This window comes from Burkholderia sp. 4M9327F10, from assembly GCF_005503145.1.
Lineage (GTDB): Bacteria > Pseudomonadota > Gammaproteobacteria > Burkholderiales > Burkholderiaceae > Paraburkholderia.
This window is the reverse complement of sequence record NZ_SCNV01000002.1, coordinates 231,127-254,144: the sequence shown is the minus strand read 5'-3', so window position 1 is coordinate 254,144 and position 23,018 is coordinate 231,127. Positions and strand designations below refer to the sequence as shown.

22 protein-coding genes and 1 pseudogene are annotated in these 23,018 nt (G+C 60.7%); 10 read left to right on the top strand and 13 right to left on the bottom strand.

What is annotated here, in order from left to right; translation table 11 throughout:
• Positions 1–85: 85 nt before the first annotated feature.
• Entirely contained in the window at positions 86–1,357 is a 1,272-nt protein-coding gene (locus FFS45_RS03550; protein WP_137953313.1) for an MFS transporter, read from the top strand.
• A 109-nt stretch (positions 1,358–1,466) separates the two neighbouring features.
• On the opposite strand, the gene FFS45_RS03545 is transcribed toward FFS45_RS03550, so the two are convergent.
• Complete coding sequence (locus FFS45_RS03545; protein ID WP_137953312.1) at positions 1,467–1,766, bottom strand: superoxide dismutase; 300 nt, start codon at positions 1,764–1,766, stop codon at positions 1,467–1,469.
• Positions 1,767–1,849: 83 nt separating this feature from the next.
• Positions 1,850–2,404, bottom strand: a complete 555-nt coding sequence (locus tag FFS45_RS03540; protein WP_137953311.1) for a flavodoxin family protein — start codon at positions 2,402–2,404, stop codon at positions 1,850–1,852.
• A 169-nt stretch (positions 2,405–2,573) separates the two neighbouring features.
• Between FFS45_RS03540 and FFS45_RS03535 the strand changes: the two genes are divergently transcribed.
• A complete protein-coding gene (locus FFS45_RS03535) occupies positions 2,574–3,530 on the top strand; it encodes a LysR family transcriptional regulator (RefSeq protein ID WP_171029557.1) in 957 nt (318 codons plus the stop codon).
• A gap of 169 nt (positions 3,531–3,699) precedes the next feature.
• Here FFS45_RS03535 and FFS45_RS03530 read toward each other — a convergent pair whose 3' ends face one another.
• Together FFS45_RS03530 and FFS45_RS03525 are read right to left on the bottom strand one after the other, a co-directional pair.
• A complete protein-coding gene (locus FFS45_RS03530; RefSeq protein ID WP_137953309.1) occupies positions 3,700–4,017 on the bottom strand; it encodes a DUF4148 domain-containing protein in 318 nt (105 codons plus the stop codon).
• Between the two features lie 191 nt (positions 4,018–4,208).
• Positions 4,209–4,703: a nuclear transport factor 2 family protein gene (locus FFS45_RS03525; RefSeq protein WP_212745689.1), complete on the bottom strand. Its 495-nt coding sequence runs from the start codon at positions 4,701–4,703 to the stop codon at positions 4,209–4,211.
• Positions 4,704–4,985: 282 nt separating this feature from the next.
• Here FFS45_RS03525 and FFS45_RS03520 point away from each other — a divergent pair, with 282 nt between their 5' ends.
• On the top strand, positions 4,986–5,690 hold the full coding sequence (locus tag FFS45_RS03520) for a DJ-1/PfpI family protein (protein WP_137953308.1): 705 nt from the start codon (positions 4,986–4,988) through the stop codon (positions 5,688–5,690).
• A gap of 15 nt (positions 5,691–5,705) precedes the next feature.
• Here the strand turns inward: FFS45_RS03520 and FFS45_RS03515 are convergent, their stop codons facing one another.
• Both FFS45_RS03515 and FFS45_RS03510 read right to left on the bottom strand, forming a co-directional pair.
• Positions 5,706–7,046, bottom strand: a complete 1,341-nt coding sequence (locus FFS45_RS03515; protein ID WP_171029556.1) for an aminotransferase class I/II-fold pyridoxal phosphate-dependent enzyme — start codon at positions 7,044–7,046, stop codon at positions 5,706–5,708.
• Between the two features lie 182 nt (positions 7,047–7,228).
• Positions 7,229–8,584, bottom strand: a complete 1,356-nt coding sequence (locus FFS45_RS03510; RefSeq protein WP_137953306.1) for an FAD-dependent oxidoreductase — start codon at positions 8,582–8,584, stop codon at positions 7,229–7,231.
• Between the two features lie 81 nt (positions 8,585–8,665).
• Between FFS45_RS03510 and FFS45_RS03505 the strand changes: the two are divergent.
• A pseudogene (locus tag FFS45_RS03505) lies at positions 8,666–8,866 on the top strand (porin); the annotation flags it as partial.
• Positions 8,867–8,873: 7 nt separating this feature from the next.
• Here the strand turns inward: FFS45_RS03505 and FFS45_RS03500 are convergent.
• From FFS45_RS03500 to FFS45_RS03470, 7 genes are all read right to left on the bottom strand, one after another.
• Positions 8,874–9,974 carry a TIGR03118 family protein gene (locus tag FFS45_RS03500; protein WP_137953305.1) on the bottom strand — a complete coding sequence of 367 codons (1,101 nt, stop codon included), beginning with the start codon at positions 9,972–9,974 and terminating at the stop codon, positions 8,874–8,876.
• A 352-nt stretch (positions 9,975–10,326) separates the two neighbouring features.
• The gene (locus FFS45_RS03495; RefSeq protein WP_137953304.1) at positions 10,327–11,286 is read right to left on the bottom strand and encodes an anti-sigma factor; all 960 of its coding nucleotides are present in this window, start codon (positions 11,284–11,286) and stop codon (positions 10,327–10,329) included.
• Positions 11,283–11,831, bottom strand: coding sequence for an RNA polymerase sigma factor (locus FFS45_RS03490; protein WP_137953303.1), 549 nt, complete (start codon positions 11,829–11,831; stop codon positions 11,283–11,285). The genes FFS45_RS03495 and FFS45_RS03490 overlap by 4 nt, the downstream gene beginning before the upstream one ends.
• A gap of 196 nt (positions 11,832–12,027) precedes the next feature.
• Complete coding sequence (locus FFS45_RS03485; RefSeq protein WP_249362582.1) at positions 12,028–13,035, bottom strand: catalase family peroxidase; 1,008 nt, start codon at positions 13,033–13,035, stop codon at positions 12,028–12,030.
• A 163-nt stretch (positions 13,036–13,198) separates the two neighbouring features.
• The gene (locus tag FFS45_RS03480) at positions 13,199–14,650 is read right to left on the bottom strand and encodes a serine/threonine-protein kinase (RefSeq protein ID WP_249362581.1); all 1,452 of its coding nucleotides are present in this window, start codon (positions 14,648–14,650) and stop codon (positions 13,199–13,201) included.
• Positions 14,651–14,668: 18 nt separating this feature from the next.
• Positions 14,669–15,559, bottom strand: coding sequence for a DUF3365 domain-containing protein (locus FFS45_RS03475; protein ID WP_137953300.1), 891 nt, complete (start codon positions 15,557–15,559; stop codon positions 14,669–14,671).
• Positions 15,556–16,488 carry a hypothetical protein gene (locus FFS45_RS03470; RefSeq protein ID WP_137953299.1) on the bottom strand — a complete coding sequence of 311 codons (933 nt, stop codon included), beginning with the start codon at positions 16,486–16,488 and terminating at the stop codon, positions 15,556–15,558. Before FFS45_RS03470 ends, FFS45_RS03475 begins: the two co-directional genes overlap by 4 nt.
• A gap of 473 nt (positions 16,489–16,961) precedes the next feature.
• On the opposite strand from FFS45_RS03470, the gene tssB reads away from it, so the two are divergent.
• The 6 genes from tssB (at position 16,962) to tssG (ending at position 22,990) form a co-directional block, all read left to right on the top strand.
• Entirely contained in the window at positions 16,962–17,483 is a 522-nt protein-coding gene (gene tssB, locus FFS45_RS03465; protein ID WP_137953298.1) for a type VI secretion system contractile sheath small subunit, read from the top strand.
• A gap of 8 nt (positions 17,484–17,491) precedes the next feature.
• Complete coding sequence (tssC, locus tag FFS45_RS03460; RefSeq protein WP_137953297.1) at positions 17,492–18,985, top strand: type VI secretion system contractile sheath large subunit; 1,494 nt, start codon at positions 17,492–17,494, stop codon at positions 18,983–18,985.
• Between the two features lie 111 nt (positions 18,986–19,096).
• A complete protein-coding gene (locus FFS45_RS03455) occupies positions 19,097–19,600 on the top strand; it encodes a type VI secretion system tube protein Hcp (protein ID WP_137953296.1) in 504 nt (167 codons plus the stop codon).
• Positions 19,600–20,103: a type VI secretion system baseplate subunit TssE gene (gene tssE / locus FFS45_RS03450; protein WP_137953295.1), complete on the top strand. Its 504-nt coding sequence runs from the start codon at positions 19,600–19,602 to the stop codon at positions 20,101–20,103. The genes FFS45_RS03455 and tssE overlap by 1 nt, the downstream gene beginning before the upstream one ends.
• 5 nt (positions 20,104–20,108) lie before the next feature.
• On the top strand, positions 20,109–22,010 hold the full coding sequence (gene tssF / locus FFS45_RS03445; RefSeq protein ID WP_137953294.1) for a type VI secretion system baseplate subunit TssF: 1,902 nt from the start codon (positions 20,109–20,111) through the stop codon (positions 22,008–22,010).
• Complete coding sequence (tssG, locus tag FFS45_RS03440) at positions 21,974–22,990, top strand: type VI secretion system baseplate subunit TssG (RefSeq protein WP_137953293.1); 1,017 nt, start codon at positions 21,974–21,976, stop codon at positions 22,988–22,990. Before tssF ends, tssG begins: the two co-directional genes overlap by 37 nt.
• The last annotated feature ends 28 nt before the right edge of the window (positions 22,991–23,018 follow it).

Below are 23,018 nucleotides of genomic sequence, written 5' to 3'. Positions count from 1 at the left end.
ATAGTGACTATACAAATATTTCAATTGTAGCATATTGTGTGGGTGGCTACCATGAGCCACATTCAGTCCCCGGAACTCCATCTTGATGAACTCTTCTGCTGAAACGCACGCCGACACGGACGTCACGATCTCCGCCGAAAGTCCGCACACGCATACCCTCACACCGCTGCTCACCGTCTTCTTCGCGACGGCGGTCGGCGTGATCGTGATGAACCTGTTTGCTGCGCAACCGTTGACCGGCGCGATCAGCCGCAGCCTGCATCTTGCGCCGCAGTTCGCGGGATTGGCCGCCATGCTGCCGCAGCTCGGTTACGCGGCCGGTCTGGTACTGCTGGTGCCGCTCTGCGATCTGCTGGAAAACCGCCGTCTGATCGTCCGCACGCTGGCGTGCTGTGCGGTCGCCCTCGCAATCGCGATGTTCACCGGTTCGCGCGGGGTATTTCTGGCCGCTGTGTTCGTGGCCGGCGCGGCATCGAGTGTGATTCAGATGCTGGTGCCGATGGCCGCGTCGATGGCGCATGAGAGTCACCGCGGACGCGCGGTCGGCAACGTGATGAGCGGCCTGATGCTCGGCATCCTGCTATCGCGTCCCGCCGCCAGCCTGATCGCCGGAACGATCGGCTGGCGCGCGTTCTACGGCATTGCCGGGGTGATCGATGCGCTGCTTGCCGTCGTGCTTTATATGCAGTTGCCGGTTCGCGTCCCGTCAGTCTCGACTCGCTATTCGACGTTGCTGCGCTCGCTGTGGACGCTGCTGCGCAACGAGCGCGTGCTGCAACGGAACGCCGTCTCAGCGGCTCTGGTGATGGGCGCATTCAGTGCGTTCTGGACTGCGATCGGTTTGCGGCTCGTGCAGCCGCCGTTCAGCTTCGGCATGAACGGGATCGCGCTGTTCGCGCTGGCCGGTGCGGCGGGCGCGATCGTCACGCCGCTCGCGGGGCGCGCGGGCGATCGCGGCCTGGGCCGGAGCACGTTGTTTGCCGGGCATATCACGATGCTCGTTGCGCTCGTTGTAATCGGCGTCGCCGGTTCCGGCTGGGGAGGGTTTTCAGCGAGCGCGCATCCGCTGCTGGCGGTGGCGCTGCTGGTGGCGGGCGCTGCCGCGCTGGACGCCGGCGTAGTCACCGATCAGACGCTGGGCCGCCGGGCGATCAACCTGATGAACCCGGCGGCGCGCGGCAGACTGAACGGGCTATTCGTCGGCGTGTTTTTTGTCGGCGGGGCGCTGGGTACGGTGCTATCAGGCGCGATGTGGGCGTGGGCCGGCTGGGACGGCGTATGCGCGCTGGGGTTCTGCTTCACCGGCCTTGCATTCGTGCTCAGGTTGGCGGGCGCGGCGAACGGTCGAGATGTTTGAGGTCTTGGGTAGACGAGCGTTGCTGTAGCCTCATTCGCTCACCACTTAGACCGCATGGCTCATTGTTGCTGCAAGCGTTGCTGCTGACCGGCATCGCCACGCACCTTGCTCAAACACCGCTGGGAGCAAAGAGCATTTCCCAGCTCAGGAAGGGGCCGAGCGGAATGATTTCCCAATCGAGCAGGCCGACCTTGGCGAGCGGGAATTCGCGCAACGCCTCTCTCGCGGCTTCTACCGAGTCGCACTCGGCAATGATGGCAACACCGAGCCGGTCCTGGCGCAAATAAATGTCCCTCACGATACCGCTCTTGTAGAGCTGCCAGCCGTGACGCACTTCGTCCAGCAGATGAGGCTGATAACTTTGCGGGCTGGCGCCGGACAGGGGGACATCGAGGCACAGCAGTTTCATGACGAGGCTCCTTGGGGAACACGAATCGGGCACGTTCGTGCCCGAGCGGATGAGGTCTGAGCAAACATCTGCGGCGTGCCCAGTCAGTCCTTGCCCTTGAACTGGCTCGTCACTTCGGCTACGCGCTGGCCCAGATGGGCGGCGGTCTGCAGGTCGCTCGCGATCGGCGAAAGTTCGGGCGATACATCGTCGGACTGGGCCATCGCACCCAGCCAGCCGCCGATTCGATTGGGCTGATCCGCCGCGCTCCCGGGGAAAAGATCAAGCCCGACCCAGATCATGCCGTGCTGGGCCGCGAACAGCGCCATGGTCATCAGCGAGTTCAGCTTGTCGCCATGCTGGGCGCCAGAGTTGGTGAAGCCGGCGGCGATCTTGTTGCGCCACGTTTGCGGCAGCCACGCCGGACGTGTCGAGTCCTCCATGAACTGCTTGAGACGAGCGCTGACCGTGCCGTTGTACGTGGGCGAACCGAAGATGATGGCGTCGCTCGCGGCCAGCGTCTCCCATGGCGTTTCGCCTTCGCTCACTGCGACCAGTTGCACTTCGGCCCCAGGCACACGACGAATGCCTTCTGCAACGGCCTCGGCCTGCTTTTTCGTGTGGCCGTAGCCGCTGTCGTAGATGATTGTCGCCAACATCGGATTCCATCCTTTGCGGTGTGATTGTCGATGCAGGGCATTTTGTCCGGTGCCTGCTGCAACCAGAAGTTATGAGCGGGTTGAACCGCTCTCAACCCAAGGTTGATAATGAGGCTTTCCGGCAGGCCTTCGCTGTGCGCACCGCGTGGGCTAATTCATGGAGGACGGCTTGGATTCATCGCAACGCGTTCGCGCGATCCTTTCCTTTGTTCAGGCAGCGGACGCAGGCAGTTTTGCGGCGGCAGGCCGCACACTCGGAATCAGTTCTGCGGCAGTCAGCAAAAACGTCGCCGGCCTTGAGAGGGCGTTAGGCGTGCGGCTGATGAACCGCACGACCCGGACGCTCAAGCTCACCGAGGAGGGCGGCGCGTTTCTCCGCCAGGCGCGCGTCGCACTTGAAGCACTCGATGCAGCGATCGATACCGTCGCGGCGCAGCGCGTCACGCCCAGCGGACGCGTCCGCATTTCAACGAGCTGGGCGTTCGGACGCGAGCAATTGATGCCGGTCTTGCCTGGGCTGTTGTCTCGCTACCCGGCGTTGTCGGTTGAGGTTGATTTCGACGACAAGGTCGTTGACCTCGTGCGCGACGGCTACGATTTCGCGATCAGAGGAGGCAACATTCCGGATTCCAATCTCGTATCGCGTCCGATTTTTCGTCTGAACGTGGTGCTGGTCGCGTCTCCTGATTACCTGGCACGCCACGGGGTGCCGCAGACTCCCCAGGAACTGCGAACGCACAGGCTCATTGCGCGGCGCTTTTTGGGGGGACGTGTTGCTCCATGGGCTTTCAGGGCGGAAAACGGCAGTATCACCACGTTCGATCCCGCGGACCGTGCGGTGATGACATTGTCCGCACCGGAGTCTGTCGTCCAGGCTGCATGCGATAGCGTTGGGATTGCCCAGGTCGGCGTTCATCTCGCCTGGGAGCACCTTTTGTCTGGTGCGTTGAAGGTGGTGCTTTATCCGGATCATCAGCCGGGTAGCTATGAGATGGTGATGCAGTACCCGCACCGAGCGTTGATGGCGCCGCGCGTGCAGGCGACGCTGGAGTATCTGCTAGAGGCGTTTGCGGGGGATAAGAGGTTGCATGTGCCGTTGGAGGCGTTGGGGGGGTATGTTGCGTGAAGTGGGTTGGGGGTATGGGCGTTGTGGGGCCGAGTAGCCAACCACGTAACCGATTTTCAGTTGCGTCGACCGATGCGCCCGCATGCGTTGCCGTGCGTTTGCACGGCAACGGGCTTAAAGGACGAGAGACCTTGGCGCAGTTGGTCCCGCAGATGACCCCTCAACCACCTCACCGCCCAAAGTAAATCGACCTGGTGCCAACCGACGACGGTCCCCGGCCTGACTCGGAAGCCACGTCATTGGCCCCACCCACACCGGTGGTCGAGGGTTGAGCGGTGCTTTCGCTCTGCACGACCCGGGCTTCGGCCGCCTGAATATCTGCAGGGTAGTGAGGATCTCGCCGGTTAGGGTGATACCCCGCGTTTTCAAGTTCGACCAGTTGGGCGCGTACTTCCTCGCGGGTAAGCGGTTCAGCGGTCTGCGAAAACGAAACGGCAGGGATAGTAAGTGTGATAACAACAGACAGAATCTTCAAAAGCAATTTCATGATGTGTGACTCCAGATATCCTCAAATTGAACGAGATTGCATGGATATCTTCCAAGGTTTGCGAGGTCACGCGTAACCTGCTGCATCCAGAAGATGATGACAATCTTAGTGGCTGAATAAATTCGGATAACTACCTGATAAGTAATCAAAATTCCGCGTGATCGAGGCGTAGTGCGAAATGCTCTTGCGCGTTAAAACTCGGTTGGTCCCACTGAACCGAACCACGCACGAACCTTCGATGGGTCGGCCTTATCCATGTAGAAGAAGTGCGTCATCGTCGGCTTCACCGTCCCCCTGGATGGATCGTCGAACTTCATCGTCACGTAGCCGCGGAAAACCTTTAGCAAACCACCATCCCAGTACTCGACCACTTCATGACGGGTGGTCATCTGTTTGTCGACGAATGCACGCAGATTCGAACGGATTGCTTCGCGGCCTTCCCAGTGGCCGACACCAAGATTGCCTTCAGCATCGTCGGCAAAGCAGTCGAATCCCGGGCCCCAAGTCTTGTCATCGATTTCTTTCCAGAACGCCAGCAGCCATGCGGGCGTAGCTTTTTTCCTGAACGTAATAGTGTCGCTATCTGACTGCAAAGCGGCCGCAGCTTGCTGAATAGGGAGCATTGCGACTGCTGCGGCCGCCGCGCCGACCAGCAGATTGCGGCGATTGAAATTTGCTTTGTCCATACATCCTCTGGAGATTAAATATCTGTAAATCGGGCTACGAATGTTGGAGTCCACATCGAACGGGTCTTCCCACTCTCACGTGGTTCCTGCATACGGCTCTGGGTGAAGAGCATGGTCATACTATCGGCGGCACGGGACCGCTCAACTACCTCGCTGGTAATGAACTGCACCGCACCCAAGAAAAACGTTGACAGATCGCTTGGATGTTGTACATTTGTACTGGTTCATAAATTGTTTTGACCCAATACAAGATGGGTCCGGATTTGAGCCTAGGAGCAACTCATGAGCATCCCCCTCGATACCCATCTCATCATCGGCGGCCTGATCTTCCCGAACATGGATCAGTGCGATTTCACCGGTCCATTCGAAGCGCTGGCCCGTGTGCCGAACTCGCGTTTCATGACTATCTGGAAGGATAAAAACCCTGTGCGCGATCTGGCCGGCATGCAACTGCTGGCGGATACGACTATCGACGAAGCGCCGCAGCTTGATGTGCTGCTCGTTCCGGGTGGTCACGGCCAGGAGGCGCTGATGCAGGACGAGGTGGTGCTGTCGTTTATCCGCAAGCAGGCAGCAGGTGCGCGTTATGTGTTCTCGGTTTGTACTGGCGCCTTGATTTGCGGCGCCGCAGGCTTGTTGCAAGGCAAGCGTGCCACAACGCACTGGACGGCAATGGAGGTGCTGCCTCTATTTGGCGCGACTCCGAGTGATGAGCGGGTCGTGATCGACGGCAAGTTTGTCAGTGCCGGAGGCGTGACATCGGGCATCGACGGTTCATTGATTGTCGTTTCGTTGCTGCGTGGCGAGACAGTTGCGCAGGAGTTGCAACTGTACATGGCGTACGATCCGAAGCCGCCGTTCCAGGCGGGTTCCCCGTCCACGGCGCCGGCCTCGATTCTCGCCACGGTTAGGGAGCGCGCCCGCCCGATCACCGAAAAGCGCCTCGCAACCGCACGCGCGTACCAGTCGAATCAATCCGCCGCCTGAATTGGGCGCATGGGTTTATGCCACCAGCGTCGTGGCCGTCGCGCTGCGTACGGCCACGAGCGCTTCTGTGAATGCAAGACTCTGTTGCGTGGTCATGCGAGCGCACGTCACGCGTATCCCGGACTGGTTGCTGATGCAGAAATCTCTACCGCGCCGCACCAGCCAGCCGGCATCGAATAGCCGCTCTGCGACTTCCCTTTCGTTGGCAATCGGCACCCATAGGTTGAGCCCGGCGCTGCCTGCCACATTGAAACCCTTCTTTTTCAGCGCTGAGAACAGCGCTTCGTAACGTTCCCGATAGGTCACGCCAGCAGAGACGATTTTCTTTTGCACCGTGCTAGTCGTCAGGAGTTCCAGCGCGAGCCGTTGCAGGAACGTGCTGACCCAGCCCATACCAACGCTCTGCCGCGTTTCGAGCCGTTCAATCGTGTCGGCATCGCCGGTAGCAATGGCGATGCGATAGTCCGGTCCCAGGAACTTTGACAGCGAGCGTACGGTAAGCCAGCGGCCGCCCGCTGCGGAATGCCATGGATAGTACGGAGCGAGACCTAGCAGGCTGGAATGGTCGTCGTCGATGAACAGCACGTTAGTGGTGCCGGCGGCGATGCGCTTCAACTCGGCAGCGCGTGTTTTCGAGGTGGCGATGCCGGTCGGGTTTTGCCCGCGGCTGCTCACCAGCACCGCCGACGCGCCGGCCTTGAGTGCGGCTGCGAGGCTGGCTGGCACGACGCCGGATTGATCGAGGGCGAGTGGCACGGGTTCGAAGCCCATCGATCGCACGAGCGCGAGCGAACTCATATAACCCGGATCTTCCACGGCGATCTTGCAGCCAGGCGGCAGGCCAGCGGCATTGAATGCCCGTTCTATCAGATCGAGCGCGCCCGCCGAGACGAAGACGCCACGATCGACGGGGAGGTTGTCGGCAGCGAAGCAATCCATGGTCCATTGCAAGAACGGCGCGTAATTGCGCTGTTCACCGTACAGATGATGGCTGACATTCATTCGTTCGAGCGCGGCGCGCAAGTCGGCCTCGCTCGGCAGAAAGGCGATATCGGGATTGCCGTCCCGTACCGACATCGTTTGACGGCCGCCATCGGCGTTGCCGGTATGGCGCGAGGCTTGACGGGCAACTATCGAGCCGCGCCGGCCATCCGCGATCACAAGGCCCGACTGTTGCAACTGGCGGTATGCAACCGCTACCGTGTTTTTGTTGATCCCAAGATCGGCCGCCAATGTGCGCACGGTGGGTAACGTGTCGCCCGGCTTCAGCCGGTCGTCGAGGATGGCCTGTTCGATCGCGCGCCGGATCGAATCTGCCTTTCCTTCAAGAATTTCGTCTTTTGCCAGTTCGAACATGGCTTGTCCGTTGGAGTGCCTGCGTGAGATGGTGCGGGAAAGCAACTGGGACATAGTTTAGCCCACGCAGCGTCTGTATTGTTGTCTGTAGTGGTTTTGTCCTAGCTGCGTGAGAAGTGAGGTGCGGCTGCGCTATGGGTATCCATGGCGCAGCCACGAGAAAGATGGATGACCCAGAAATATCAAGGCAGCGGGATAGGTATGGCGCGAAAGACTGCCGTGGGATCGAATTTTTCTTTCGCCTGCGCGAGCTGTTGCGCGTTCGGCCCAAAGGCATGGGCGATCTGGCGATCGGCTGCATCGGGCAGCAAGTTGGCATAGCCGCCTGGCAATGCCGACGACGATAGATTCGAAGACAGTTTGCGAGCCCAATCCCGGTGAATGTCGGATTCAGGCTGGGTTGGCTCCCACGCCGCGTTGATCAACGCCGTGAAGTGCGGTTCGCGCATGCCGAACGCTGTTGCGTTTGGTTCAACCCGGGTCGCAACGCCATGGCAATGATGCAGGATAATTGACGAGAGAGGGGACGTCCGATGCTCAAATGCAGAGATGAGCGCATCGATCGACGCTGAGCTTAGCTCATGGAACCAGCGGGTCGCCACCTCGTACCCCAGTCCGTGAGTCAGCTTTCCATCCGTTAGCGCTAGCAGATCGGTCGGCATCATTGGATCTATCTTGCTGAGCAGAGGCGTTCCGATATTCTCGATCGCGGCAATAAGCGCATGCCCGAGGTCGGCTTCTCCGAACCAGGCCGGCGAAACGACTACGACCGGGCCTCCTTTGGGCCCTATGGTTAGCACCAAGGCGCCGAACAACTCGTCGGGCGCGGAAACCATCAGGTCGGAGAATCCGCGCAACACTTGCGAGGCTTGCTCCCATGGAAATACGATGCTGCCGGCAATGACCGGGCCGACTTGATGAAGGCGCAGGCGCATTGACACCACAACGCCGGTGTTTCCGCCGCCACCTCTTATCGCCCAGAACAGGTCGCTGTTTTCGGTGGCGTCGCACGACACAATGCGGCCATCGGCAAGAACGACACGCGCTGAAATCAGGCTATCGCATACCAGTCCTATGCGCGTCATCATGGGGCCATAGCCACCGCCAAGAACCAGGCCGGTAACGCTAAGAGCGCCATCGTTGCCAATAGCGGCAGCCAGTCCATGCCGGCGTGCCACCGCGTTCAACGTGCCCGACGTCACGCCGCATTCGACCGTCACTTCCCGGCGTTCGGCGTCGACTGACAAGCCCTGCATGCCTGAGATGTCGATCACTACGTTCGCGTGCCGGAGCGAACGACCGTTCCAGTCTTGACCGCCGTTATGAACGCATAACGGGAATTCAAACTCTTGAGCCGCGCGCACCGCGCAGGCGACCTGTTCCTCAGTCGAGCAGCTAACGACGATGAGCGGCGCGATATCCAGGGCGCCATTGCGGACTTTCGTCGCTTGATGGTAGGCGTCGCTACCTTCCTGATGCACATAACAGCCGCCCGATGACAGCTTAACTTTCAGTTTGGCTACTGAATCTTCCACCATTTAGGCCTCTCCATTGATCACACCAGTCCCGCAAAGCGATAACGGTCGCTTCCACACGTTTATTCCAGCCAGGTGGCGCACTACGAGTTGCGCAACCAGTACAACTCGAACCTGCTGGTTGCGCGCGCCAACTATTTCCTCTCGAGACGGACCACGCTCTACACGTCAGTCGGATACATGCTCAATGGCCGGTTGGCCGCCGAACCGGTGGCGGTAGGAGGTTCGGTGGAAACCGGCATGAACCAGGTCGGCGTGATGCTGGGCATACAGCAGCGTTTCTGAGCGTCGTCTAGCTGGCCAGATCGATCCGTCCGAACACACCGGTCGTCTTGCTAGGCCCTGCGGCGTAGAACAGCGTATTGGTCGGTTGATTGTCCACGCCATTGCCGAAGCTGATACCCCAGAGTCCCATTTGTGTGAACGGGGCACCGCTTGTGAGAATCAGCTTGCCAAGGTCCTGACCGCTGTTCGGATCGAACGCTTCGATTGTCCCGTCACCAAAGTTGCCTACGAGGATATCGTTGCTTAGCGAGCCGAAGTTGGCGGGTGCTTGCGCCATCCCCCATGGCGCATTGAGTGATCCGCCTGCAGCCACGATCTGTTTGATGAAGTGACCGCTGGTATCGAACTCGTCCAGAACGCCAAAGCCTGCGCCGACAACCTGAGCAGAGGCGGCTGCATTCTGCTTCGCAAAAGTCACGAAGATGTTGTTGCCAATCGCCTGAATGCCGAATGGTGCAAAACCGGAGGGAAGGCTAGGGTCGACGAACTGTCCATCGAGCTGAACCTTCTGGAACGTGGCGTTAAAGACATCAACCTTGGCATTGTGGAAGTCGGTTGCGTACCAGAAGTTCTGACCGTTTGCCGAGGCTGCCGTCAAGCCCTTATAGATTGCACCGCCTGCCTGATCGTCGAAGGCAGTCACGGCTTGAGTCGGCAGGACTTTCGGCGACCAGGCTGCTATCGTGCCGGCCTCGGTTGCCCATGCAAACACCGCCTTGCTGCTGTTCCCGCCGGAGCTGATGACGAAGTCACTGGTCGTGTTGAAGATGATCCCGGTGGGACTCGCCGGACCTTGTGAGCCGGCAGGTATCGTCACGACGAGCGACTGCACCACACCGTTGCCGTCATACAGCGACGATTTTTGTACCGTGTTGTCGGAGACCCAGAACGTGCCGGTGGGATTGAATGCAACTCCCCATCCATTTTGCAGATTTGGATCGGTATGAGCGGCTGTAACGCTGCCGTTGGATACTAGCGCTGTTGATGAGAATGGGCCCGGCGTTGTGGATGAGCCTGGATCACTACTGCTGCTGCCTCCACACGCGGCTAGGCTACCAATCAGGATTCCTAAAAAAGAAATTATTGCAACTGATCTGCTTGCGTTCACACTACACCTCCTGTTGAGATTTTTCGACGCCTTCAAAATTTGCAACTGGCGATCAACGGCCCGGCTGAACCAATCGTGCGCGTTGGTTCATTTCGTGGGCTTACCTCTAAACGATCAGGCGTGTCGATCTATTCCGTCTCTCGGGACGAAATCGTCAACGGGTTGCGGGTTTCGGCGCCAGGCTTTCAGAGAGCGCTTAGGAAAAAGCGGATGGAATGGCGTTGTTGCTAGCGCGCAAGTCGCGGATGCGAAAAGACGTTTCGTCTCGCGAACGTATTGATCTGGGGCGATCACGCGAGATCATGGCGCGCTGCGCCAGCGACGATGCCGGGATGGTGTTGAGTCAGACGCCTCAGCCGAGCGCCTTGTTTAGCGTGGAAGTTAGCTGACTGAACATCGCGCCTACACTGCTTCCGGCAATCTCCTTGCCAATGTCATTCAGATTGGCGACGCCTGGCTTGGCAATCAATGCATAACTGAGTTCGCCTTGCCGCCAGGTCACCACATCCATCTTATCGACGCGTTGCTGGGAAACCGCTGCGTCGGGTTTCGCGTCCTTCATCACACACAACGCGACGGGCGGTCCCTCCTGCGGCAAATAAACAATCTGGACCAGAGGCTTGTCGTTGAAACGCAAGCGCTGCACGCGCGTGAAAGTCAGCCCCACAGAGCGCAAGTCGGGCACGCGCAGTTCAAGGCCGTCTTTCTGGCGGATATCCGACACCGTGCGAGCCGATACGTCCGGCGACTGCGAATCCAGAGCGACCGTATCGCGCGAATACAGTTGCTGATAACCGGCGGCAGCACGCACCCAGGGCGATGCACTACTGTCCGCAGTCTGCTGGGCGGAGCCGCCAGATGGACCCGACAGGATGCCCGGCGCGAGACGCAATACGGTGCCGAGGCAAAAGGCGCCGCCGACGAAAGCAACCGCGAGCCAGGGCAGTGCCACCCGCATGCGGGAACGGACCGGCGTGGAGCGGCGCGCAGCGAATTGCGCCTCTGCGCCGACCACCGGATCGTTGACGCCCGCGCCCATTCCTGCGGAGTTTGCGCCGAGCCTGCCAAGGTCCTCCGGCGGCGCTGAATAAGCCTGAGTCAGTGCGGCGATTTTCTGTTTCAGGCTGTCGGGAACAGGCGGCAGCTTTTGCCGGGCGTACGCCTGACGATAAGGCAGTTTCGACGCTTCGAGCAGCGCGACCTGTTCGGCGATATCGGCCGACGCACCGATCGCCTTCTCGACCTCCAGCCGTTCTTCAGGCGCCAGTTCGTCGTCGACATATGCCAGGAGCAGAATGTCGTCCATTGTCATAACCCCGGGTCCTTCGTGTTTGTCGCAGTTTTTAAAGGCTTTTCGTTTTGACCGCTGAACAGCGCGCCAATTGCCTGACGCGCCCGTGAAAGCCGGCTCATGACCGTACCGATAGGCACGTTCAGGACTTCGGCTGCTTCACTGTAACTGAGTCCTTCTACGCCTACCAGCAGCATAACGGCGCGCTGCGCCTCGGGCAACCGCTGAACCGCACTCACGATCTGGCCATCCATGACGTTCTGCTCAGGCGTGCGCGTATTGGGGTCCGGTACCGTTTCGAGGAAAGCATCGTCCCAGTCCATTCCCGAACGGCTGCGAACGTTGCGCGCACGCACCTCGTTGATCCAGGCTGAATGAACGATAGAAAACATCCAGCTTAGTGGCGAGGTGCCGGGTTGCAACTGATGTGCCCGCTCGAGCGCACGGACGCAGGCGCGCTGCACCAGATCCTCCGCGTCGTGCCGGTCGCCCGAGATGCGCAGCGCGAACGCCCATAGTCGAGGCAGCATTTGTGGAAGCTCGCTGGCTAGGTCTGCTCCGGTCATCGACGTTCGTTCCTTGATGAGTCCGCGTAGCGGGTCCTGTCATGTACCGGTGCGTTTGAGACCGTGCATGCCGGTTAGACTGGAAAGACAGGCAGTTTATCGTCGATTTAAACTTTCTGCCGACGACGCTCACGTTCCTTTGTGCGATTTCGTGAAGCTTGCATGGTGTGACATCCCGGCATCAGTTTCGCTTCGCTTAATTGCGCGCTTCTTCGCTTGCGCGACGGTAGAACGAGACTGCATATGCCGACGAGCGCGCGGCCAGCAGGGGGTCGTTCGACGCTTCCATGCCGTGCGGCAGTACCAGCGGATCGAAGTTGATATCGCGGCACGGGCCGTCGATCTGCGACTGCGCGCGATCAATGACAAGCGTGCCCGCATCGATGCTGTCGCGATCGCGTTCGGCCGGCCATTGTCGTGTCGCGTCATCGACAGGATCATTTTCGTTCGCCACCGAGATCATCAGATGCCAGCGCAAGGGGCTGTGTTTCAGCCGCTCGACCAGGTCGTGCTCAAGGAAGTCCGGGTCGGCTTGCGCGCCGGTGCTGACGGGCCGGTAGGGCGTCTCGGGCACAACTCTCCAGCGAACGTAACGGCTGCCGCCGTGGTCATCCACGAAGCGGAACGTGTTGATGCTGAAATAGGCGGCGTTAAAGAATGCCGACGATGGCGGATGCGAATCGACCCACGCGTTGAATGCCTGCGCCTCCGGATGTGCGCGCAGGAATGCTGCCATTCGCTCGGGATCCTTGTGCCCCGATGCGTCGGGCGCTTGTGCGGACAGTTGTTCGAAAACTGCCCTGGGGGTTCGCACGGCGAAAATTGGCGCTGAATTCATCCCTGTACGCCATTGTTCCTGGCGCGGTAACGTAAATTGCAATGCGAAGCTACGGACCTTCGACTCGGTGTCCGGCCGGGCAGGATTAGTGCCTGGTGCCGAGAATCGCCCAATAATTGGGTAGCTGCCGGGCTCAAACACGCTTGCTACTGAAAGTGCCGACGCATTCCCATTACTCTCAAAACGGCCGGTCACGCAAATACCTTTGGCATGGTTGCGACGAAATCCTGGATGCGCTCCGGTCATCGTTTCGAATGCGTCGACAATCTGTTGCGCGCGAGGCTGATGGCCATAGACCGTTTGCGGAAACCAGCCGCCCACGTAAGCAAACAGGCTAGCCAATGCGCCTGTGATGACGGCGATCACAACATATCGAAGCAGCAGGTTCGCTCCGTGGGGCACAGTACGTGGATGCGAATTTTCGTCCATCTTTCCAGATCGCTTGCAATTCTCTAGCACCATGAAAGGTGTGGAATGACCTGCCGAAAATTATACTCATTGTGCGAATTTCGTGAGGACGTGCATGCGTTTACGCGACCGGATCCTTGAGGGCGCGCAGAAATGATTTCTTGTCTACCGAAGCCGGTAACGCTTCGGCGAGCCGCGCATAGAACGTCGCCTGATCGGCGCCACGCGCAGCACGTTCCGCGACGATGCGCGCAATCGGACCAATATAACTGGCGAGGCGGCTTGCTGCGGCTTCAATGCGTGCGGCGTCCACAGGAGGGCTCGCAGCAGACGCCGCCCGGCTAAGCGAATCGCTCGTTCCCTCTCTACCTGAGGGCGTCGATCTCAGTCCCGCGGTACTCGCATGACGTTCGAGCAGCGCGCGCAATGCCTCGCGTGCAGCATCGTCTGGTAAGTGGTGCGCGAGTTGAGTCGCGAGCATGTGCGAGCTGACTGCGTGCGCCGCGGCGCGCCGCACGAGCAGTGTAGCCACAGGCCCAATGTGCGTTGCAAGGTTCTGAGCCAGTTGCGCCAACAGTTCCGGTGGCCAGTCGACTTGTCCGGTGCGTGCCACCGTGACGGGTTGCGGTGGATCGAGAGCCCGATGCACGCGCGGAGCAAGCAGAACCGTTCGTTCCGGATCGGTATGGGGCGTCAGATTGCCGAGTAGCGCAAGCAGCGCGAGGCGCCAGCTTTGTGCCGACGGATAGCGGTCTTCGGGCCGCTTGGCGAGCGCCTTGAGCACCATCGCGTCGAGCTCTGCGGGGACACCCGCGGTGTGGATCGATGGCGCAAGCGGCATTTCGTTCATGACCCGGTGCATCATGGCAGCGGCGGTGCCGGCAAACGGAGCGACGCCTGTCAGCATTTCGTAGAACACCACACCCGCTGAAAAGAGGTCGCTGCGTGCGTCGATCGACGTACCGGAATATTGCTCGGGCGACATGTAGCTCGGTGTCCCGATCATCATTCCCGCTTGCGTGAGCCGTCCGCTGTCGAGCTGCGCAATGCCGAAATCCGTCACCTTGCATTCGCCGCGTGGCGCTATCAGGAGATTGGCCGGTTTGATGTCGCGGTGAATCACGCCGCTTTCATGAGCGTAAGCGAGCGCATCGAGCAGTTGCGAGAACCATACCAATGCAGGCATCAGCGGCATCACGGTGCCGGCATCGGCATGCTGTGCGAGGCGTTGCGCCAGATTTTCGCCGGGCACGTACTCGAGCGCAATGTAGGCTATGCCGTCCGCGTCGCCGTAGTCGAACACACTGACGATGTTCGGATGCACGAGCCGTCCGGCTGCGCGCGCCTCGTTGACGAAACGCGCGGGCAGATCGGATGTCGATGTACCCGCCGCACCGTGCTCATCGTTAAGCAGAAGCCCGGTGCGAATCGTCTTCAACGCCACCTTGCGCTGGATGTGAGGGTCGCTCGCCAGATAGACCGTGCCCATGGCCCCGCGGCCGAGCACACCTTCAATCTGATAGCGGCCAATACGCGCCGGTAGGGAACCTCCGCTTGCGGTCGTGTTTGTCATTCGCGCCATTCGCCTCGTTCAATGATTTGGCTCTTCGAGGATTTCAAATGCCGCAACGAGGCTTGTGCGCATGCGCTCGAACGATACCGCAAGCGACGTAATCTCGTCGCTGCCGCCGCTGGGCAATTCGACTTCGTTGAGCTTGCCGAGACTCACCGCGTCAGCGGCCTTTGACAAGGCCTGCAAGCGTCGCGTTACCAGAAAATGCACCATGACGTTCAGCGCGATGAGAACCACCGCGAACACGGCGCTCAGGGCGGCCATGAAGCTGCGCCATACCGCATGCCCACGGGAAATGGATTCCGACATGGGGACCGAGACGAACTCGGCGCCTATCACTTCGTTCATTGTCCAGCCGAAGCCGTTTGCAGGCCCGTATTTGTCAAGCATTGTGGGCGGTGCTGCGGACGGCGTGCTGTGACATTGCATGCACGCCGCGTCGGTGATGCGGCTGGGCCGTGCAAGGAACAGCAGACTCTCGCCGCCAGGCCCTGGACGTTGTCCGGTCATTTCCTTGAGTTCAGGACGATCGTGCAGGCGCGCGATGACCTGGGCTTCCCAATCGGTGGGCCGGTCGCGTGGATTGGTCGGATTGAGCATGGTCGACTTGTATGAGAAATTCGGAAATGCGCTCTTTAGCGTGCCCAGCATCTCGATAGCCGAGTAGGCGGGAACCGACTCGGGGACGAACGAATACTTGATCTGTGTCGCCAGAAGCGGCGTGATGTGCTGGGCAGTGTAGTTCTGCATCGCTGCAGCAGCGCTTGTCAGCACATCGGCGTCGTGGCGCGTTTCTTCCAGCGCCTGTTGCTGCAAAACCCGATCGGCCACGAAGCCGGTCGCGGTGAGGCCGATTGCAAAGATGGCGACGAACACCAGATTGAATTTGATCGCGAGCGACAGCTTCATGGGTGGTTGCTGGTGAGGTGGTAAGGGTAGGGTCCTGCGGAGGCGGTGCTGCGCGGCGCCGGATAAATCAACGGCCGCCAGTCCGGCAGGGTGCGCAAATGCTGTTTGATCTCGCGGCGAAAGGCGGGGTCGGAGAGCCGCGTCCGGAAGCGTGTGGCGAAACTCGTCGCCGCTTGCGTGCGGGCCGCGAGTCCGCTATTGAGCCAGTCCGAAACGTCGTCGTAGCTGACGGGTTGCGTGTTGCGTGCTGGCGCGTCGTGCGAGCCAGGCGGCACCGGCAAGGGGTGCACCGCATCGCGAAAGCTAACAGGCATGGCCGCGATGAAGATAGGATCGGGACGCGGAACCGCGGAGAGTGTCGGGTTGGCGGCTGTGCGTGCGGCGAACTGTGGGGTGTCCAACCTGACCGGGACCGGCTTGCCGCGCGGACTGCCAATCGCGGTCACGCGTACCGTGCCGCTCTCGCAGAACACCGCGTCCACCTCCCGATAGTTGGGCGCCGCCGCCGCGATAACGACGGACGTTGCTTCACCCAGTTCGACTCTCGTGCCGGCGGTTTCAATGACGGCTGCTGCGCAGTTCGGTGCACTGCACGCATGAAGCACCTTAAGCCAGCCTTGCAGCAAGGCTATTTGACCATCGCGCATGAGCATCACGCGCGTGTCATGACCGAACAGGAGGCTGTTGCCGGCATCGTCCTGGATCTGGGCATCGCCGGCAGCCGGCGTCTCAACCATATCGTTGAGGCCGAGACGCTGCCCATTGCTAGCCCGGTATTCGCTGGCGTCGTCAATCACGGTGACGGGTGCATCTGCCTGCACGAGCGTCCAGCCCGCGTTCGCATGCACAGCAATCACGAGTAAACCCAGTGGCATAAGCGGTGAGGGCGATCTGGCCAGCGATCGCAGCAGCGTCTTCAAGGATGGCATTTCGTCACCTGCAGGAGTTCCACTCATGGGTACGGTTACCGCAAAACGGCTCACCAGGCGGAATTATTCCGCACCCTCATGTGAAATTTTTCACTCACCAGTCGTGGTTCCGATCCGCTTACGCGTGGCTGCACTTCGTGTTCCCAAACTCCAGGAGAATGATTTTGGGGTGTAAAGACGAAGCGTGAGACGGACACGCGAAGCGGCTCAACGAAAATTCGCTCAGTCAGGGAATAGCTGTGGCGCCCTGGATGTTCTGACCGGTACAGACGCTGCATGCAGTGTTCAAGGCAGCCGCGCTAAAAGTTGGCTTGCGTGGAATAAGTTGAGGAGGTGCGCCGTTTTCGTTGTGTGGGCGATGCATTGGCGGCTCCATAAAAAGCCGGGACGATGTCGAACAATCCCACATCAGCATTTCGTCTTGATGGGTATCCAATTTCACTAGGCATTATGGACATCTAAGGAACGAGTAAATGGCAACGAGACAGAGCAGTCAGAAATTTATCGCGCGCAACCGTGCGCCGCGTGTACAGATCGAGTACGACGTGGAGTTGTATGGCGCCCAGAAGAAGGTGCAGATCCCGTTCGTCATGGGCGTGATGTCGGATCTGTCCGGTGCGAATGCCGGCGATCTGCCGCCCATCGAGGAGCGCAAGGCGCTTGAGGTCGATGTGGACAACTTCGACGGCCGTATGCAGTCGATGAAGCCGCGCGTGAGCTTTCTGGTTCCCAACACGCTCACGGGCGAAGGCGACCTGGAGGTCGACGTCACCTTTGAAAGCATGGACGATTTTTCTCCCGCTGCGGTCGCGCGCAAGGTGGACTCGCTCGCAAAGCTACTCGAGGCCCGCACGCAGCTCGCCAATCTGGGTACCTACCTGGACGGCAAGGCCGGCGCCGAAAAGCTGATTGCGCAAGCGCTCAAGGATCCGGCGTTGATGCAGTCTCTCGCCGCCGCGCCGCGCGCCACCGAAGTAGAACCCGGACAGGAGTAACAGAGATCATGGATACACAGCAACAGGCCGAATCCGGCGTAGCGGCGCAAACCAGCGACGTCAGCGACTTCTCCGTGCTGCTGCGCAAGGAGTTCAAGCCCAGGAACGAGCGCGCCCGAGAAGAAGTCGAAGCGGCGGTACGCACCCTCGCCGAACAGGTGCTCGAGGACTCGCACATCGTCTCCGATGATGTCACGCAAACCATTAACGCATATGTCGCGGAAATCGATCGCAAGCTTAGCGAGCAGTTGAACGCGATCATGCACCACGCGGAATTCCAGAAGCTCGAAGGCGCATGGCGCGGTTTGCACCACCTCGTGACGAACACCGAGACGGACCCGATGCTGAAGATCCGGGTGCTGAACGTATCGAAGAAGGACCTGGGTAAGAGCCTGAAGCGCTTCAAGGGCGTGGCCTGGGACCAGAGCCCGGTGTTCAAGCGTATCTATGAGGAAGAGTACGGGCAGCTCGGCGGAGAGCCGTACGGCTGTCTTGTGGGCGACTACTATTTCGATCATAGTCCCCAGGACGTGGAACTGCTGCGTGAAATCGCAAAGGTTGCCGCGGCTGCTCACGCTCCGTTTATTGCTGCGGCCGAATCTGCCTTGCTCGGCATGGAGAGCTGGGATGAGCTTTCCAATCCGCGCGACCTGTCGATGATATTCGGCACGCCGGATTATGCCGGGTGGAGATCGCTGCGTGAAATGGAAGATGCCCGCTACCTGGCGCTGACCATGCCGCGCACGCTTGCGCGGCTTCCCTATGGCGCGAAGACGGACCCCGTGGAGGAATTCGATTTCGAAGAGCAGACCGAAGGTGCGAAATCCTCCAGCTACACGTGGCAGAACGCTGCCTATGCGATGGCGGTGAACATCAACCGTTCGTTCAAATCGTATGGCTGGTGTACACGTATTCGCGGCGTCGAATCGGGCGGTGCGGTTGAAAATCTGCCGGTGCATGCGTTCCCAAGCGACGACGGCGGCGTGGACATGAAATGTCCCACGGAGATTGCCATTACCGACCGCCGCTCGGCGGAGCTGGACAAGATGGGGCTGATGCCGCTCGTGCACCGCAAAAATTCGGATGTTGCCGCATTCATTGGCGCGCAATCCGTTGCGAAGCCGGAGGAGTATGACGACCCGGCCGCTACCGCCAATTCGAACCTCTCCGCGCGGCTGCCGTACATGTTTGCGTGCTGCCGCTTTGCCCATTACCTGAAGTGCATTGTGCGCGACAAGATTGGCTCGTTTAGCACCCGGGAGCAGATGGAGAACTGGCTTTCCAACTGGGTCATGAACTACGTCGACGGCGATCCGGTGAATTCGAGCGAGGAAACCAAAGCCCGCAAGCCGCTGGCAGCGGCCGAGGTGGTCGTGGAAGAAGTGGAAGGCAATCCCGGGTACTACACGTCGAAATTCTTCCTCAAGCCGCACTATCAACTGGAAGGTCTGACTGTCTCCCTGAGACTGGTATCGCGTCTGCCTTCCGCGCAAGCGGCGTAAGCATGCGTGGGATGACCACGCAGGGGTACACACGCGCAGCGAACTGATTCCGTTCTTCATCGTTCGCCGGGCCGGCGAATCTTTTCAATCGGTAATTCAACAGAGGTCACTATGGCTTTCGACATGCATCTGAAATTCGGTTCTGGAGCGGTCACGATACAGGGCGCTTCCAACCATTCGAAGCACAAGAACGAAGTCCCCATCATTGCGTGGTCGTGGGGCGTCAGCAATACCGGCAACCTGCACACGGGCGCCGGCTACGCTTCAGGCGGTAAGGCCAACGTGCAGGACATCACCGTTACGAAGTATGTCGATAGCTGCTCCAACGCGCTTCTCAACGCCTGCTGCACCGGTGCGCGCGTCGACAACGCTTACCTCTATGTGACTAATGCCACCGGTCAGCAGACCGACTTCGTGACCATCGAACTGAGCGAAGGCGTGCTTGTCACGTCGGTCTCGACGGGCGGCACCGGCGGCGACGAGCGCCTCACCGAAAACATCACCTTGCACTTCGGCAAGTTCAAGTACGCGTTTCAGCCGCAGGACGACGAAGGCAAGGCAAGCGGCGGCACGAAGGACTTCACCTACGACATGCAACAGGTCGCGAAGCAATAGTGGCTGAACTCACCCCCCGGGAACGCTTGCAGCCCTCGCTGCTCGATAGGCTGACCGACCTCGCGCCCGCTCAGCGCGAGGAAAGCCGCGAGCAGCGGGTGATTACCGCTGCCCGTCTGCGCGAATGCGTGACTCGCGATATCGCGTCGCTGCTCAACTGCACCCGTCAATGGAGCAGCGGCGAGCTCGAAGGACTCGAGCACGTAGGCAACTCCGTGCTCAACTTCGGCATTCCCGATCTCGCGGGCGCGGCGCTCTCAAGTATCGACGCTGGCGTGCTGCAGAATCGCATCCGTGCCGCACTGCTCGATTTCGAGCCGCGCCTGATCGGCAGCACCGTGCAGGTGATCGCCAGCATCGACGAGTCGCGCATGGACAGCCGGTCGCTCAGTTTCCGTATCGAAGCGCAGATGTGGGCGCAGCCGATGCCGCTCAGCCTCTACCTGCGCACGGATGTCGATCTCGAGACCGGCGAGTTCCGCGTCTCGCATTGGTTTGGATGATCGCCATGGATCCACGCCTTTTGCGCTATTACAACCGTGAGCTTCAGCATGTCCGTGAGATGGGCGCGGAATTCGCGCGCGAGCATCCAAAGATTGCCGGCCGTCTGGGCCTGGAAGGCTTCGAGTGCGCGGATCCGTATGTTGAGCGGTTGCTCGAGGGTTTCGCGTTTCTTGCTGCCCGCGTGCAACTGAAACTCGATGCGCAGTATCCGGTGTTCACGCAGCATCTGCTGGAGATGATTTACCCGCACTACCTGACGCCGATTCCATCGATGGCGGTCGTGCAGTTGCATCCCGACGAGGCCGAGAACCTGCCGCCCGCGGGCCATGATGTCGCGCGGCATACCGTGCTGCGCAGCCTGACCGGCTTCGGCGATCGCACGGCGTGCGAATACCGCACCGCGCATGACGTCACGCTGTGGCCGTTGCAGCTTGCCGAAGCGCGCTACTTCGACACACCGGCGGCCCTCGCCGCGGCGGGCCTCGCCGCGCCTGCGGGGCGTCGGGTTCGCGCGGGTCTGCGCCTGAAATTCAGGACTCTGTCGGGCGTGCAGGCGAAGATGCTTGCGCTCGACAGCCTGCCGCTCTTTCTTGCCGGCGCGGACGAACTGCCCAGACTGATCTACGAACAGTTGCTGGCCAATGGCGTCGGCTACACCGTGCGAACCGTGGCGCAGGACGGCGAGTTCGTCGAAGAACACCACGAAGCGTCGGCATTGCAGGCCAAAGGCTTCAGCGAAGAGGAGGCGTTGCTGCCGTATGGAGACCGTTCGTTCAGCGGTTACCGTTTGCTGCAGGAATACTTCGCGTGTCCCGAGCGCTTTCTGTTCGCGGAGTTTACCGGGCTGCGCTCCTTGCTTGCGCGCGCGCGGGGCCATGACTTCGAGATTGTGGTGTGGCTCGACCGCAGCGTCACGCGCCTGCACAACTCGATCGATGCCGGCAACTTCCGGCTGTTTTGTACGCCGGTCGTGAATCTGTTCGAGCGTCGCGCGGAACGCATTCATTTGCAGCAAGGCAAGACCGAGTATCACGTGCTCGGCGATCGTACCCGGCCGATGGACTTCGAGGTGCACAGCGTGCTTGAAGTGCAAGGATATGGCGATCGCCAGGAACCCGAGCAAAGCTTCCTGCCTTTCTATGCGAGCACCGCGCAGGGAAGCACCAGGCGCACATGGCACGGTTCACTCGCCGCGTTCTATACGTTGCGGCGCGAACCGCGCCTGCTGTCGAGTCGTCAGCAGGAGCGTGGAGCGCGCTCGAGCTATATAGGCAGCGAGACCTTTATCGCGCTCGTCGACGGCAATGACGCGCCATATGCCACTACGCTGCGCCAACTGGGTCTGCGGCTGCTGTGCACGAATCGTGACCTGCCGCTGCACATGCCGGTGGGCAAGTCGTATACGGACTTCACGCTGGACACCGATGCGCCGGTCGCCTCGATTCGCTGCGTCGCGGGGCCGACCCGGCCGCGCGCGCCGACGGCGACGGGCGAGTCTGCGTGGCGTCTGATCAGCCATCTGCAGTTGAATTATCTGTCCCTGCTCGATGAGGAGGGCGGGCAGGGCGCGGCTGCGCTGCGCGAGATGCTGGGTCTCTATTACGACGAGTTCGATGCAGCCGCGCGCCGGCAGATCGAGGGCATCAAGCGCGTCGCGGCGCAACCGGTCACGCGCAGGGTGCCGGTACCCGGGCCGATTACGTATGGCCGCGGACTCGAGATCACCTTGACCTGCGCCGATGCGGCTTTCGAAGGCAGCAGCGCGTTTCTGCTGGCCTCCATCCTGCAGCACTTCTTTGCGCGCTATGTCTCGCTGAATTCCTTCACCGAGACGGTACTGCGCACGCTCGAACGTAACGAGGTAGCCCGATGGCCCGCCACACTCGGCAAGCGCCCGATCCTTTAGCGCTGGAAGCGGCGTTGCGCGAGCGGCCGGAGAACTTCGAGTTCTTTGAGGCCATGCGCCGCCTCGAGTGCGCGTACCCGGAACAGCCCCGGCTCGGCCACTCGACGAGGGCGGCCGATGATCCCGTGCGGCTCGCGCATGCGCCCTCGCTGAAGTTTGCTCCGCGCAGCATCGAACGTTTCGAGCCGGGCGCGGCCGGCAGGCCGGGACGGCTGTACGGCCTGTTTCTCGGACTGTTCGGGCCGCACGGACCGCTGCCGCTGCACCTCACCGAGCATGTGCTCGACCGTCAACGCAACGCGAAGGATCAGACGCTCGCCGCGTTTGCCGACATCTTTCACCACCGGATGTTGAGCCTTTTCTACCGCGCCTGGGCCGATGCGCAGCCCACGGTGCAGCTCGACCGTCCGGAGCAGGACCGGTTTCGCACCTGGGTCGGCGCGCTGATTGGCACTGCGACGCCGCATCTCGACGGACGCGATGCGCTGCCCGATCAGTACAAGCGCTTTTTCGCAGGCCGCCTCGTTCAGCAGGCACGTAACGCGGAAGGACTCAAGGGTTTTCTCGAGCACTACTTTGGGGTGCCTGTGCACGTGCTCGAATTCGTGGCGGGTTGGATGCGCTTGCCGCGCGATGCCCATCTGCGCATGGGGACCGCGATGGCCGTGATGGGCCGTAACGCGTTGCTCGGCGCGCACGTTCGCGGCGCACAGCAGCGCTTCCGGCTGCGTGTCGGACCGCTGACCCAGAGCGAGTTCAACCGGTTTTTGCCCGGCGGCGATGCGCAAGGGCCACTCGTTGCCGCGGTGAAGTTGTATGTCGGCGAGGAGAAGGGGTGGGACGTGCAACTGGTGCTGAAGAAAGAGGACGTGCCGCTGACTCACATCGGCCAGGCGGGCCGCATGGGCTTGAACACCTGGCTGGGCCGCTATCCGCAACGTAGCGATGCCGATCAGGTTGTGTTGACGCCGGTGGATTGACGCTCGTGCCCCGCGACTTGTCGCACTT

Coding starts and splice junctions, on each gene's coding strand:
- FFS45_RS03550 (WP_137953313.1), top strand. CDS start 86: ATGAACTCTTCTGCTGAAACGCACGCCGACACGGACGTCACGATCTCC.
- FFS45_RS03545 (WP_137953312.1), bottom strand. CDS start 1,766: ATGAAACTGCTGTGCCTCGATGTCCCCCTGTCCGGCGCCAGCCCGCAA.
- FFS45_RS03540 (WP_137953311.1), bottom strand. CDS start 2,404: ATGTTGGCGACAATCATCTACGACAGCGGCTACGGCCACACGAAAAAG.
- FFS45_RS03530 (WP_137953309.1), bottom strand. CDS start 4,017: ATGAAATTGCTTTTGAAGATTCTGTCTGTTGTTATCACACTTACTATC.
- FFS45_RS03525 (WP_212745689.1), bottom strand. CDS start 4,703: ATGGACAAAGCAAATTTCAATCGCCGCAATCTGCTGGTCGGCGCGGCG.
- FFS45_RS03520 (WP_137953308.1), top strand. CDS start 4,986: ATGAGCATCCCCCTCGATACCCATCTCATCATCGGCGGCCTGATCTTC.
- FFS45_RS03515 (WP_171029556.1), bottom strand. CDS start 7,046: ATGTTCGAACTGGCAAAAGACGAAATTCTTGAAGGAAAGGCAGATTCG.
- FFS45_RS03510 (WP_137953306.1), bottom strand. CDS start 8,584: ATGGTGGAAGATTCAGTAGCCAAACTGAAAGTTAAGCTGTCATCGGGC.
- FFS45_RS03495 (WP_137953304.1), bottom strand. CDS start 11,286: ATGACAATGGACGACATTCTGCTCCTGGCATATGTCGACGACGAACTG.
- FFS45_RS03490 (WP_137953303.1), bottom strand. CDS start 11,831: ATGACCGGAGCAGACCTAGCCAGCGAGCTTCCACAAATGCTGCCTCGA.
- FFS45_RS03480 (WP_249362581.1), bottom strand. CDS start 14,650: ATGACAAACACGACCGCAAGCGGAGGTTCCCTACCGGCGCGTATTGGC.
- FFS45_RS03475 (WP_137953300.1), bottom strand. CDS start 15,559: ATGAAGCTGTCGCTCGCGATCAAATTCAATCTGGTGTTCGTCGCCATC.
- FFS45_RS03470 (WP_137953299.1), bottom strand. CDS start 16,488: ATGCCATCCTTGAAGACGCTGCTGCGATCGCTGGCCAGATCGCCCTCA.
- tssB (WP_137953298.1), top strand. CDS start 16,962: ATGGCAACGAGACAGAGCAGTCAGAAATTTATCGCGCGCAACCGTGCG.
- tssC (WP_137953297.1), top strand. CDS start 17,492: ATGGATACACAGCAACAGGCCGAATCCGGCGTAGCGGCGCAAACCAGC.
- FFS45_RS03455 (WP_137953296.1), top strand. CDS start 19,097: ATGGCTTTCGACATGCATCTGAAATTCGGTTCTGGAGCGGTCACGATA.
- tssF (WP_137953294.1), top strand. CDS start 20,109: ATGGATCCACGCCTTTTGCGCTATTACAACCGTGAGCTTCAGCATGTC.
- tssG (WP_137953293.1), top strand. CDS start 21,974: ATGGCCCGCCACACTCGGCAAGCGCCCGATCCTTTAGCGCTGGAAGCG.